At 64.5% G+C, this 13,665-nt stretch carries 10 protein-coding genes; 4 read left to right on the top strand and 6 right to left on the bottom strand.

Going from position 1 to position 13,665, the window contains the following annotated elements:
• Positions 1-67 precede the first annotated feature (67 nt).
• Positions 68-2,197, top strand: coding sequence for a polyphosphate kinase 1 (gene ppk1 / locus COW1_RS16455; RefSeq protein WP_255534325.1), 2,130 nt, complete (start codon positions 68-70; stop codon positions 2,195-2,197).
• A gap of 226 nt (positions 2,198-2,423) precedes the next feature.
• On the opposite strand, the gene COW1_RS16450 is transcribed toward ppk1, so the two are convergent.
• The 5 genes from COW1_RS16450 to pdhA all read right to left on the bottom strand — a co-directional run bounded on the left by COW1_RS16450 (position 2,424) and on the right by pdhA (position 9,571).
• Positions 2,424-3,638, bottom strand: coding sequence for an argininosuccinate synthase (locus COW1_RS16450; protein ID WP_201344833.1), 1,215 nt, complete (start codon positions 3,636-3,638; stop codon positions 2,424-2,426).
• 134 nt (positions 3,639-3,772) lie between these two features.
• Positions 3,773-4,171, bottom strand: coding sequence for a GxxExxY protein (locus COW1_RS16445; RefSeq protein ID WP_096366966.1), 399 nt, complete (start codon positions 4,169-4,171; stop codon positions 3,773-3,775).
• Between the two features lie 118 nt (positions 4,172-4,289).
• Positions 4,290-7,361, bottom strand: coding sequence for an FAD-dependent oxidoreductase (locus COW1_RS16440; protein WP_242466454.1), 3,072 nt, complete (start codon positions 7,359-7,361; stop codon positions 4,290-4,292).
• Between the two features lie 237 nt (positions 7,362-7,598).
• Positions 7,599-8,579, bottom strand: a complete 981-nt coding sequence (locus COW1_RS16430) for an alpha-ketoacid dehydrogenase subunit beta (protein ID WP_096366968.1) — start codon at positions 8,577-8,579, stop codon at positions 7,599-7,601.
• Positions 8,579-9,571 (bottom strand): pyruvate dehydrogenase (acetyl-transferring) E1 component subunit alpha, encoded by a 993-nt coding sequence (pdhA, locus tag COW1_RS16425; RefSeq protein ID WP_096366969.1) that lies wholly within the window; start codon positions 9,569-9,571, stop codon positions 8,579-8,581. Before pdhA ends, COW1_RS16430 begins: the two co-directional genes overlap by 1 nt.
• A 278-nt stretch (positions 9,572-9,849) precedes the next feature.
• Between pdhA and pyrC the strand changes: the two genes are divergently transcribed.
• Positions 9,850-10,881: a dihydroorotase gene (pyrC, locus tag COW1_RS16420; RefSeq protein ID WP_201344831.1), complete on the top strand. Its 1,032-nt coding sequence runs from the start codon at positions 9,850-9,852 to the stop codon at positions 10,879-10,881.
• An 82-nt stretch (positions 10,882-10,963) separates the two neighbouring features.
• Here the strand turns inward: pyrC and COW1_RS16415 are convergent, their stop codons facing one another.
• Positions 10,964-11,860: a TraB/GumN family protein gene (locus COW1_RS16415; protein ID WP_201344829.1), complete on the bottom strand. Its 897-nt coding sequence runs from the start codon at positions 11,858-11,860 to the stop codon at positions 10,964-10,966.
• Between the two features lie 72 nt (positions 11,861-11,932).
• Between COW1_RS16415 and rnt the strand changes: the two genes are divergently transcribed.
• Positions 11,933-12,634, top strand: a complete 702-nt coding sequence (gene rnt, locus COW1_RS16410; protein WP_096366972.1) for a ribonuclease T — start codon at positions 11,933-11,935, stop codon at positions 12,632-12,634.
• Positions 12,635-12,942: 308 nt separating this feature from the next.
• Positions 12,943-13,497 carry a hypothetical protein gene (locus COW1_RS16405; protein ID WP_096366973.1) on the top strand — a complete coding sequence of 185 codons (555 nt, stop codon included), beginning with the start codon at positions 12,943-12,945 and terminating at the stop codon, positions 13,495-13,497.
• The last annotated feature ends 168 nt before the right edge of the window (positions 13,498-13,665 follow it).

Here is a 13,665-nt window from a genome sequence, read left to right as displayed (position 1 = left end):
GTGCAGGCTCGCCGGTTCATGACAATTTCGTGACGACTCCCGCCTGCAGGATTACGTCCGCCGGCCGATCCGGCATAATCACAAGGCAGGCAACGAGCCAGAGGCAAAGGCGCGCATGGACACCCCCGATCTCAATCACCCGGATCTCTACATCAACCGCGAACTCAGCCTGCTGCAGTTCAACAAACGGGTGCTGGAACAGGCGCGCGATCCCAACACCCCGCTGCTTGAACGGCTGAAGTTTCTCTGCATCTCCAGCACCAACCTGGACGAGTTCTTCGAGATCCGGGTGGCCGGCCTGAAGCAGAAGGTCGAATCCGGCTCGGTCCAGGCCGGCACCGACAACTTCAGTCCGGGCGAGATCCTGGCCGCCATCAGCCGTGAGGCCCACCAGCTGGTCGAGCAGCAGTATTTCGTGCTCAATGAAGAACTGATCCCGGCCCTGCGCGAGCGCGGCATCCGTTTCGTGCGCCGCACCCACTGGAGCGAGACGCAGGCCGAGTGGGTCAGGAACTACTTCAACCGGGAACTGGTGCCGGTGCTGAGCCCGCTGGGGCTGGACCCGGCCCATCCATTTCCACGCATCCTGAACAAGAGCCTGAACTTCATCGTCTCGCTGGAGGGCAAGGACGCCTTCGGCCGTTCCAGCGGCGTGGCCATCGTGCAGGCACCGCGCTCGCTGCCGCGCCTGATCCCGCTGCCGTCTGACCTCGCCGCCGGTGAATACAACTACGTGTTCCTGTCCTCCATCATCCATGCCTTCGTCGACGACCTGTTCCCCGGCATGACCGTCACCGGCTGCTACCAGTTCCGGGTCACCCGCAACAGCGACCTGTTCGTGGACGAGGAGGAAATCGACGACCTGATGCGGGCCATGGAGGGCGAACTGCTGGCGCGGCGCTATGGCGATGCCGTGCGTCTGGAGGTGGCCGACAACTGCAGCGCGGACATGGCCAACTATCTGCTGCGACAGTTCGGACTCGACGAGGCTGACCTGTACCAGGTCAACGGGCCGGTCAACCTCAACCGGCTGTTCGCCATCGCCGATCTGGTCGAGCGCCCGGACCTCAAGTACCCGCCGTTCAAGCCGGGCCGCAGCAGTCTCCTGAACACCGAGCAGAGTATCTTCGATACCCTGTCACGCAAGGATATCCTGCTGCATCACCCCTTCGAGTCCTTCGTCCCCGTGGTGGAGTTCCTGCGCCAGGCGGCAGCCGACCCTGATGTACTGGCCATCAAGCAGACCCTGTACCGCACCGGCCCCGATTCGGCGATCGTCGACGCCCTGGTGGAGGCCGCCCGCGCCGGCAAGGAGGTCACGGTGGTGGTGGAACTGCGGGCGCGCTTCGACGAGGAGGCCAACATTCAGCTTGCCAACCGGCTGCAGGAGGCCGGCGCCCATGTGGTTTACGGCGTGGTCGGCTACAAGACCCACGTCAAGATGATGCTGATCACCCGGCGCGAGGGCCGTGGCCTGCGCCATTACGTGCATCTGGGTACAGGCAATTACCACGCCCGCACCGCGCGGCTCTATACCGACTACGGGCTGCTGTCGGCCGACAAGATCCTGGGCGAGGACGTGCACCGGGTATTCCAGCAGCTCACCAGCCTGGGCAAGGTCAAGGCCCTGCGCAAGCTGCTGCAGTCGCCCTTCACCCTGCACAAGGAGTTGCTGCGCAAGATCGAGCGCGAGGCCGAACGGGCCGCGGCCGGGGAACCGGCGCGCATCATCGCCAAGATGAACGCCCTGATCGAGCCGCAGGTCATCCGTGCCCTGTACCAGGCCTCGCAGGCCGGGGTGAGGATCGACCTGATCGTACGCGGCATCTGCTGCCTGCGTCCGGGGGTGCCGGGAGTGTCCGACAACATCCAGGTCCGCTCCATCGTCGGGCGCTTCCTCGAGCACACCCGGGTGTTCTATTTCCGCAACGGCGGGGAGGAGGAGGAACTGTACCTGTCCAGCGCCGACTGGATGGACCGCAATTTCTACCGCCGGGTGGAGATCGCCTTCCCCATCGAACAGCCGCAGCTGAAGAAGCAGATCATCAAGGAAGGGCTGGAGTTGTACCTGTCCGACAATACCCAGGCCTGGGTCCTGCAGCGCGACGGCGACTACAGGCGCCTGCAGCCGACCGGCCGCCAGCGCGCGCGTTCGGTCCAGGCCACGCTGCTGGACAAGCGCGCCGAGCCGGCCTGACCGAGAAGATCGAAAGAGAAGAGCGCCACGAAATACACGGAAAACACGGACAAAATTGATTTTTTAATGATTGCGATCCGTAGGTGGGGTTAGCCCGTGAGGCGTGACCCGACATTGGCGCCGAACCCGTCGGGTTACGCTGCGCCAACCCGACCTACACAAGGTTCGAAGTGAACAATATGGAATTTTCCGTGGCTTCCGTGTATTCCGTGGCGCTCTTTTATAATCACCGCCGCCGTCGCGCGGCGATGCGCAGACGCAGGGCGTTGAGTTTGATGAAGCCCTCGGCGTCCTTCTGATCATAGGCGCCGGCATCGTCCTCGAAGGTGGCGATGGATTCGTCGAACAGGCTGTCGGAGTCGGACTGGCGGCCGACCACGATGACATTGCCCTTGTAGAGTTTCAGCCGCACCTTGCCGTTCACGGTCTGCTGCGAGGCGTCGATCATCTCCTGCAGCATCTCGCGCTCCGGGCTCCACCAGTAGCCGTTGTAGATCAGCTCGGCGTAGCGCGGCATCAGTTCGTCCTTCAGATGCGCGACCTCGCGGTCCAGGGTCAGGGATTCGATGGCGCGGTGGGCCTTGAGCAGGATGGTGCCGCCCGGCGTCTCGTAGGCGCCGCGCGATTTCATGCCGACATAGCGGTTCTCGACGATATCGGCCCGGCCGATGCCGTTGTCGCCGCCGATTTTATTCAGCTGCTCCATCACCTGCCCCGGCGTGACCTTCTTGCCGTCGATGGCGACCACGTCGCCCTTCTGGTAGGTCAGTTCGATATAGGTGGGGGTATCCGGCGCCTGCTCCGGCGACACGGTCCAGCGCCACATGTCCTCCTCCGGCTCGGCCCAGGGATCCTCCAGGATCCCGCCCTCGTAGGAGATGTGCAGGGAATTGGCATCCATGGAATAGGGCGACTTCTTGCCGGCCTTGGCGAAATCGACCGGGATGTCATGCTGCTTCGCATAGGCCATGAGCTTCTCGCGCGACAGCAGGTCCCACTCGCGCCAGGGCGCGATCACCTTCACGTCGGGCTTCAGCGCATAGGCGCCCAGTTCGAAGCGCACCTGATCGTTGCCCTTACCGGTCGCGCCGTGGGCGATGGCGTCGGCGCCGGTCTCGTTGGCGATCTCCACCAGGCGCTTGGCGATCAGCGGCCGGGCGATGGAGGTGCCGAGCAGGTACTCGCCTTCATAGATGGTGTTGGCGCGAAACATCGGGAACACATAGTCGCGGGCGAACTCCTCGCGCAGGTCCTCGATGTAGATCTCCTTGACGCCCATGGCCTTCGCCTTCTCCCGCGCCGGCTCGACCTCCTCGCCCTGGCCGATGTCGGCGGTGAAGGTCACCACCTCGCAGTTGTAGGTGTCCTCCAGCCACTTGAGGATGACCGAGGTATCCAGGCCGCCGGAATAGGCCAGCACGACTTTGTTGACGTTGGACATTGGGTAGACCTCGTTATTGAACCGCCAAGACGCCAAGGGCGCCAAGGAAAGACTTGTGAACCGCCAAGACGCCAAGGGCGCCAAGGTTATTCAATGATCGGGCACTGCGAATTATCAATCATAGCAGCAGGTAATCAAGTCTCCGCCCGCTGCGACAACACAACCCTTTTCACCCCGTTGCGGAGAACGCCTACATTGAAATTAATCAGCAGACCGAGCTGTCGCCGGGTCGCCTTCAGATAAGACAAAACCTGCGCCTGATGAATCGGCAGCAAGGCATCAACTGCCTTCAGTTCAATCACCAGCTTGTCAGCAACCACCAGGTCCAGCCGGGCCTCACCAACAACCCTGCCCTTGTAATCTATGGATACAGGCACCTGACGATCACACTCGATACCCAGGGACTCCAGTTCCACAGCCAGAGCCTCTTCATATACGGATTCCAGATAACCCGGCCCCAGCGTACGATGCACTTCGATGGCAGCCCCGATAACCTGTCGTGCCACCCCATCCAGTTCGACGGACGGTTCCATACGCACCTCCCTGTGCGTGCCTGCGAAATTTCGCATTACATACTTTCTTGGCGCCCTTGGCGCCTTGGCGGTTCACGCCTTTCCTTGGCGCCCTCGGCGTCTTGGCGGTTACCCTTCCTTATTTCGCCTTGACCTTCGCACTGCGCCGCAACCGCGACAGCAGCCGCCGCGCCAGTTCGCCGAACAGTTCGGTCTGGGTCGGGTGCGGGTGGATGGCGTTGCCGACCTGCTCCAGGGTGAGTCCTGCGCTGACCATCATCACCGCCTCGCCGATCAGGGTGTCGGTGTGGTCGGCCAGGAAGTGCACGCCGATGATGCGGCCGGTGGCCTTGTCGGCGACCAGCTTGATCAGGCCGTGCTCCTCCCGGTTGATCATCGCCTTGGCATCGATGTTCATCGGCACCTTGGCCTCGACCGCGTCGATGCCCTTCTCCTTCGCCTGCGCCACCGACAGGCCGACGAAGCCGGCCTCGGGGCGGGTGAAGATCACGCCGCAGTCCTTGTCCTGGTCGTACTTCATGTCCTCGCCCAGGATGCTCATGGCGGCCACCCGCCCCTGCTGGGCGGCGGTGTGTGCCAGCATCAGGCCGCCGATGACATCGCCGATGGCGAAGATGTGGCCGACGCTGGTGCGGCAGCGGGCATCGACCTTCACGGCCGGGCCGTCGGTGGCGATGCCGGCCTTGTCCAGATTGAGGCCGTCGATCTCGGGGCGCTTGCCGGTGGCCATGATGACGTAGTCGGCCTTGAGCTGGTGCGACTTGCCCTCGCTGTCGGTGTATTTCGCGGTCACCGCGCCTGGCTTGCCGCTGATCTTCTCCAGCTTGACCGCGGTGTGCACGGAAAGGCGCGGATCGTCGTTCAATACCTGGGTCAGGTGCTTGGCGATCTCGGGCTCGACCTCGGCCAGGATGCGGTCCTGCGCCTCCAGCAGGGTGACCTCGGCGCCGAAGTCCTGGAAGATCTGCGCCATCTCCACGCCGATGGCGCCGCCGCCGACCACCACCAGTTTTTTCGGCGGGGTGTCCAGCATCCAGACGGTATCCGAGGTCAGGACAGAACCCGACTCCAGGCCCTCGCGGGCGCCGTCGATGGGCGGCACGAAGGGCGGCGCGCCGGTGGCGATGACGGCGCAGCCGAAACTGACCGTCTTGGTCTGCTTGCCGTCACCGGCTGTGGCGCGGCTGTGCGGATCGTCCTGGTTGCCGCCGGTATCGATCATCACATGATGATCGTCGACGAAGCGGCCATAGCCCTGGATGTAATTGATCTTAACGCCCTTGTCGGTCTTCAGCGCCATCTGGCCGCGCGTCTCCAGCACGTTGCGCCGATGCGCCTCCAGGGTCTTCCATTCCAGTTTCGCCTGGTTGGTGCCCTGGATGCCGAGATCGGCGTCATGGCCGCGGTCGCGGATGCGGTCGGCCGCCGCGCGCCAGGCCTTGGACGGGATACAGCCGCGCCACAGGCATTCGCCGCCGGGGAAGGGCGAGTCGTTGATCAGGGCGACCTTGTGGCCGTGGCCGGCCAGGTCGCGGGCGCAGTCCTCGCCGCCGGGGCCGCCGCCGATGACCACGACGTCATAGTCCCAGTCGCCCTCGGGGATGGCCGGGCCGCTCGGGCCCATCCAGGCGTCGGGCGCCTCGATCAGTTCCTTCAGATCCTTCAGGTACAGGGCCACATCGGCGCCGTTCACCACCCGGTGATCGCCGGTGATGGTGAAGGGACTGCCCTGCTCGGTGTCGGCCGAGATGGCGAGTATTGCCGCGATGCCCGGGGTGGCGATGGCATCGAAGTGGCTGACGCCGAACATGCCCATGTTGGAGACCTGGAAGGTCGAACCGGAATACTCCTCGGGCTTGAGCCGGCGCTTGCGGGCACGCTCGACCAGGTCCTGCCAGTCCTCGTTGAGTTCCTCCAGGCTGCGCGACTCACAGCCGCGCAGCACCGGCACCACCAGGCCGCCCTCGACGGCCACGGCCATGCCGACATCCACGTTACTGCGCTCGACCAGCTGATCCTGCGGCTTGTAGCACCAGTTCATCTTCGGATGCTGCTGCATCGCCTCGGCGCAGGCCTTGGCGATGGCGACCGTAACCGACACGCCCTTGGCCTTGGCGGCCTTGATCAGGCCACCCAGCTTGATGTGGCTGGTGACATGGAAGCTGGGGATGGACAGTGACTCGGTCATGGAGCGGCTGATGGCCGCCTCCAGCTTGTTCATCTTCCGACCCTCGCCCGGCACATCCACCTCGGGGAAGCCGCCAGGGGCGGCGGCGCCGGCAGCGGGTCTGGCGTTGGCCACATCCGCCGCGACCACCACGCCACCAGGACCGCTGCCGGGCACGGTGTTCAGATCCACGCCCTGCTGGCCCGCGATCTTGCGGGCGAACGGGGTCGCGCCACGGCCCTGCGGGCGCGGCGCCGGGGTGCCGCCCGGCACCGAGGTCGGTGCGGACGGGGCGGCGGACGCGGACGGCGCGGACGCAGCGGCCTCCGTCGTCCCGGCCGGCTTCGCGGTGGCAGGCGCGGCCTCCCCGGTCACCACCTGGCCGGACTCGGCCACCAGGTAGGCCAGCGGCTCACCCACCGGCACGGTGCTGTCCACCGACGCGATGGGGCCGGACAGGTAGCCTTCCTTGAACACCTCGACGTCCATGATGGCCTTGTCGGTCTCGACCTGGGCCACCACGGTGCCGCGTTTGATCTCATCGCCGGGCTGCTTCTCCCAACTCACCACCACGCCCTCGGTCATGGTATCGGAGAGCTGCGGCATCTTGATGGTATGCAGAGCGCCTTCGGGTTCCCGGCTGCCGGCAGGGGCCTGCGCGGCGGCCGGCTCTGCTGCAGCGGCGGATTCCCCCTCCTGCGCCTGCGCTTCCCCGCCGCCGGTTTCAGCGGCTGCCGGCGCGGCGGGCGCCTCGGCCTCGCCTTCCTGCACTTCCTCGCTGGAAGCGACGATGTAGGCGATGGCTTCGCCCACCGGCACGGTGCTGTCGACCGGCGCGACGGGACCGGACAGGTACCCTTCGCGGAACACCTCCACATCCATGATGGCCTTGTCGGTCTCGACCGTGGCGACGATGTCGCCGCGGCTGACACGATCGCCGATGTTCTTCTCCCAGCTCACGATCACGCCCTCGGTCATGGTGTCCGAGAGTTGGGGCATCTTGATTACGTAGGGATCTGACATGGATGATCTCTGATCAGTTGCAAGATACAGATGCAAGATACGCACGGCACTTGCTCTGGTCGTCCTTGCGAGCGCAGCGCGGCAATCTCATGCTGCAGAGTCAGTCGATTGGAGATTGCCGCGTCACTTCGTTCCTCGCAATGACGAGTGTTAACCGGCTTGAACGTGCGCCGTTTATGCAAGACACAAGCATCCGATAAGTGCAAAGAGTTTCGTGCTTGTATCTTGTGTCTCGCTTTACTTCCCGAACATCTTCCGCACGGCCGCCACCACGTCGTCGACCTTGGGGATCGCCGCCCGCTCCAGGGTGTGGTTGTAGGGTATGGGAACATTCGCCGCGGAGACACGCACCGGCGCAGCGTCGAGTTCGAAGAAGCACTCTTCATTGATGATTGCCATCACCTCGGAGCCAACGCCGACGGGGGCCTCGGCCTCCTCGACGATCACGGCGCGGTGAGTCTTGCCCACCGAGGCGCGGATACCGGCCCGGTCCAGCGGGCTCAGGGCATAGAGATCGACCACCTCGGCCTCGATGCCGTGCTGCTTCGACAGCGTCTCGGCCGCCTGCAGGCACCAGTGCACGGAGATGTTGTAGCCGAACAGGGTGACATCCTTCCCTTCACGCGCCACCTCCGAGCCTTCCAGCGGGTGGAAGTATTCCTCGTCCGGCACCTCGCCCTTGAGGTTGTACATCAGCTCGTGTTCGTTGATGTAGACCGGATCGTTGCAGCGCACGGCGGATTTGAGCAGGCCGTAGGCCTGGCGCGGATTGCTCGGGGTCACCACGCGCAGGCCGGCAATGCCCATGAATACCTTCTCCATGCGCGCCGAGTGCTGGGCGCCGAGCTGGTGGGCGGTGCCGCCGGGCGAGCGCACCACCACCGGTGCCTCCAGCTGGCCGCCGGACATGTAGCGCACCTTGGCCGCGGAGTTGAACAGCTGGTCCAGCGCCAGCCAGGCGAAGTTGACCGACATGATCTCGATGATCGGCCGCACGCCCAGGAAGGAGGCGCCGATGCCCAGGCCGGTGTAGCCGTTCTCCGAGATCGGGGTATCGATGACCCGCTCGGCGCCGTACTTGTCGTACAGGCCCTGGGTGGCCTTGTAGGTGCCGCCGGCCATGCCGATGTCCTCGCCCATGCAGATCACGAGCGGGTCGTTGGCCATCTCCTCGTCGTGGGCGCGACGGATCGCTTCCCAGTACATCAGTTCTGCCATCAGTTCCTACCTCCGCGCACCCAGGGATCGTTCTCGGCCAGGGTGTATTTCTCCAGCTCCTGCACCTTGGGTTCGGGCGAGCTCTCGGCATGGGCGATGATCTCGTCCTCGATCTGGTCCAGGATCTCGGTGTCCATCGCCTTGTAGTCGTCCTTGGTGATCTCGCCGGCCTCGATCAGCCGGTCGCGCAGCATGATGATGGGATCGCGCTTGCTCCACATCTTCTCCTCGTCCTTGGAGCGGTAGGCGTTGGAGTCGGACATGGAATGGCCGCGGTAACGGTAGGTGAGCAGTTCCAGGAAGTACGGCCCCTTGCCGGAACGCACATGCTTGACCGCCTTCTGCGCGGCCTTGAACACCACCTCGATGTCCTGGCCGTCGACCTGGGCCGAGGGGATGCCGTAGGCATCCACGCGCTTGTACTGCTCGACCACCGCGGTGGAACGGTCGATGCGGGTGCCGATGCCGTAGAGGTTGTTCTCGCACACATACAGCACCGGCAGATCCCACAGCGCGGCCATGTTGAGCGACTCGTGGAAGGTGCCCTGGTTGTTGGCGGCGTCGCCCAGAAAGCAGATGGCGATGTCGTCGTCGCCCTTCATCTTGATGGCCTTGGCCATGCCGGCGGCCAGCGGGAAGGGGCCGCCGACCAGGGCGTAGCCGCCCATGAAACGGTGCTCGACATCAAATATATGCATGGAACCGCCGCGGCCCCGGCTGCAGCCGGTCTCCTTGGCGAACAGCTCGGCCATCACGGCCTTGGGGTCGGCGCCGCATTTGATGGCGTGGACGTGGTCGCGATAGCCGGTGATCACATAGTCCCGGCCCGGGCGCGCCGCTTCCATCACGCCGAAGGCGCAGGCCTCCTGGCCGGGATACAGATGCAGGAAGCCGCCGATCTTGCGCTCGACATAAGCCTCGTAGCAGCGTTCTTCAAAGCGCCGCGCAAAAAGCATTTCGCGCAGTAGCCGTTTCTTGTCCGCGACGTTCATGAAACTCCCTTGGATCTCACGCTGGGGATACCCTGAGTACGCCAAAAATACGGCGCATCAGCTGGATATGGACGCGCAGGGAACACGCGCCGGGGTCCGCATGGGATACCCGAATCAAAACAAGCGCGATATGATCTGTGTTTTGTCCCGTCAGGTCAAGGCAGAAGGGCGGAGGCATGTCACAGTACTGAACAAAAAAACCCTTCCAAAACAAGGACGCTATCATTGCCGGAGGCGCATCGGAACCCTCCGGCAGGCGACCGAATCGGAGCCGCTTTATGCAACTCACCCTCACCCGCCCCGACGACTGGCACCTGCACCTGCGCGATGGCGCGGTGCTGGCCGACGTGGTGCCGCACAGCGCCCGCCAGTGCGGGCGGGCCATCATCATGCCCAATCTCAAACCGCCCGTGGTGAGCACGCACCAGGCGCTGGACTACCGCGAGCGCATCCTGGCCGCGGTGCACGCGGGGGTGGACTTCACCCCGCTGATGACCCTGTATCTCACCGACAACCTGAGCCCGGAGGAGATCCGCACTGCCGCGGCCAGCGGCCATGTGTACGCCGTCAAGCTGTATCCGGCCGGAGCCACCACCCATTCCGATGCCGGGGTGACCGACATCCAGCGCACCCTGCCCACCCTGGAGGCGATGGCCGAGGCCGGCCTGCCGCTGCTGGTCCACGGCGAGGTGACCGATCCGGACATCGACATCTTCGATCGCGAGGCGGTCTTCATCGAGCGCCACCTGGAACCGCTGGTACGGCGCCTGCCCGAACTCAAGCTGGTGCTGGAGCACATCACCACGCGTCAGGGCATCGAGTTCGTCCAGGGCAGCGGCCCCAACGTGGCCGGGACCCTGACCGCCCATCATCTGCTCTACAACCGCAACGCCATGCTGGTCGGCGGCATCCGTCCCCATTACTACTGTCTGCCGGTGCTCAAGCGCGAAAGCCACCGCGAGGCGCTGATCACCGCCGCCACCAGCGGCAGCCCGAAGTTCTTCCTCGGCACCGACAGCGCACCGCATCCGCAGCACGCCAAGGAAAGCGCCTGCGGCTGCGCCGGACTCTACACCGCGCATGCCGCCATCGAGTTCTACGCCGAGGCCTTCGAGCAGGCCAACGCCCTGGACAAGCTGGAGGGCTTCGCCAGTCATCACGGCGCCGACTTCTACGGCCTGCCGCGCAACACCGATACCATCACCCTGGTGCGCGAACCCTGGACGGTGCCGGAAAGCTATCCGCTGGCGGATGCGAAGGTCATTCCGCTGCGCGCGGGCGGGGAGATCGCCTGGCGGCTGCAATTGTAGGATGGGTGGAGCGCAGCGCAACCCATCGCTATACGATAAGACGATGGGTTACGGCGCTGCGCGCCTCCACCCATCCTACGCCTCACTCCTCACGCCTCACTTCATACCCCGCCGCGCGCAGCAGGGCGATGATGCCGTCTTCGCCCGGCAGGTGCAGGGCGCCGACTGCAACGAAGGCGCCGCCCTGGCGCAGCAGCGGCTGCAGCCGCTCGACCATGCGGTGATTGCGTTCGCTGACAAACCGCCTCTGAAAACGCTGCGCCAGTGCCGGGTCGATATCGCTCATCATGCCGTCACTGAACCGGGCCAGGGCATCCAGATCCCCGCTCAGATAGACCCGGCGCATCTCCTCGAACCAGGCGTCGAAGCGCTCCAGGTTGTCCAGGGTATCGCGCAGGATGCTGATCTGGTCGGCCATGCTCATGCCGTCGAATACCGCGATCTGCTCGGCGGCCGTCTCCAGTCCCGCCACCGGTTTGTCCGCCGCCACGGCCTGCTGGTACAGGCGCAGATCGAGAAACATGCCGGTGCGCGAGCGCGGCAGCATCAGGGTGGAGAAGATCATCCAGGGCTTGAACCGGCGCAGTACCGGTTCGGGCACGCCATAGTCGGCCATGGCCTCGACCGTGCGCCGGTACAGTGCCGGCGGCAGCACATCCTCGAGATCGCGTCCGGATTCGAACAGACCGGCCTGGGCCGTGGACAGCATCGCGGTCTGGTCCAGCACCATCTCCAGCACCAGTCGCTCGGAACCGACAAAGGCCCGCTCGACGGCCGGCGGCAGACGAGTCACCTCGGGGTGCTCCGAATGCATGGTCCCGAACAGGTAGCTCGGCTCGACGCCCGCAGCGCTGATGCGCCACAGCCGGCCCTGCGCCTCTGCCCCGACAGGCAGCAGCCATGTCAACCCCAGCAGCAGCCAGATCAGCGTGACGCCCCACCCCGGGGTGGCCATTGCATCGGACTTTGTTCGCCTCATTCTCCCGCTCCGCAGCATTCGTCGCCAACTGCCATGATCGCAAATCCGTCCGGCATTGGGTATGCTGACAGCATGTCTGATCCCGCCCCCGTCTCCCCCATGTCGCGGCGTTTCCGCGGCTTCCTGCCCGTGGTCGTGGACGTGGAAACCGCCGGTTTCAATGCCCGCAAGGATGCCCTGCTGGAAGTCGCCGCCGTCACCCTGCAACTGGACGACAGCGGCCACATGACACGGCGGGAGACCCATGCGGTGCATGTCGAGCCCTTCGCCGGCGCCAATCTCGACCCGCGCGCCCTGGCCTTCACCGGCATCGACCCCTACCACCCGTTCCGCTTCGCCAAGCCGGAAAAGGACGCCCTGGCGCAGATGTTCAAGCCGATCCGGCAGCAGATCAGGGAGACCGGCTGCACCCGCGCCATCCTGGTCGGGCACAACCCCTCCTTCGACCTGGCCTTCATCAAGGCGGCCGCCGAACGCTGCAACATCAAGCGCAATCCCTTCCACCTGTTCAGCACCTTCGACACCGCCACCCTGGCCGGGCTCGCCTATGGCCAGACGGTACTGGCCCGTGCCGTGCAGGCCGCCGGCATCAAGTGGGACGAGGGCGAGGCCCACTCGGCGCTCTATGACGCCGAGCGCACCGCGGACCTGTTCTGCGCCATCGTCAACCAGTGGCGCGATTTCTGCGGCAGCGGCTTCCCCGCCGAGCGGGACTGGAACAACATCCAGGACAGCGGCACCCAGCCGATCAATACGCGGGAGGAATCCGAATAGTCACGACGGCCAGCCATGGCCGCGAAGGTGCGTCCTGCGGGTCAGTGCATCCGCGCAATGACGGACTAATCAGACGATTTTTAAGCAGGTATTGATCCAGAATAACTACAGGGAAACTCTGATTAATTTCCCTTGCGTCATACCGGCGCACTTTTCGTCATCCCGGCGCAGGCCGGGATGACGGATTGATCAGGGTCTCCCTGATTAAGCCCTGTAAAGTTTTCAAGTGAGGGTATGGCTTGTCACATCGGTGCCAGTCGGTACACTGGCGCATACCAATAAGTATGAAACCTCGCGGGGAACCTCAGATGCCCGATGTCCCGGAAAAGACCCAGCAGATCCTGCATGCCCATGCCGGCCTGATCCATCGGGTGGTACAGGCCTGCCAGAACCGTGATCTGCGTCCCGAGGTCAACGAACTGCTGCGCCAGGCCGAGCAGAACGAGTGGTATGACCTGGTGGCCGCGATCCGGCGCATCCTCAAGGGTGAGCGCAGCCTCGATGCCTTCCGCGGACTGGACGAGGAGGACCGCGCCATCGTCGAGGCCATCCTGCGCGGACTGCAGGATCCCCACACCCTGCCCGATCTGAATGCCCAGTTCGACGCCAACCTGGCCGCCCCCGGGCTGGCCTCGCTGATCCATTCCGCCCGCACCGGCGATCACCAGGCGCTGCATACCATTGCCGCCATGGCCCATCAGATGCTGCAGGCCGGTGGCGACATGGCGCGACTGGCCGGCCTGGTGCGGCCGCTGGTGCTGGGCGAACGGGATCCGGACAAGCTGTGCGAGGGCCTGGGCGAGAACAGCGAGAAGCTGGTGCTTGATATCCTGGCGGAGTTGAGGAAGCTCGAGACCCATTAATGCGCCACGAAAACCACCAAATCCACGAAAAAATAATCCTGAGGAACCCCTGATTGATTAGAAAACACCCGTCATTGCGAGCAAAGCGCGGCAATCACGTAATGCGAAATCAATCGGCTGGGGATTGCCACGTCGCTTCGCTCCTCGCAATGACGTAATTAACCAGAG

The organism is Thiohalobacter sp. COW1 (assembly GCF_016629505.1).
GTDB classification, from domain to species: Bacteria; Pseudomonadota; Gammaproteobacteria; order Thiohalobacterales; family Thiohalobacteraceae; genus Thiohalobacter; species Thiohalobacter thiocyanaticus_A.
Note: the sequence above shows the minus strand (reverse complement) of the source record. Positions and strands in the feature narration are given on the sequence as shown.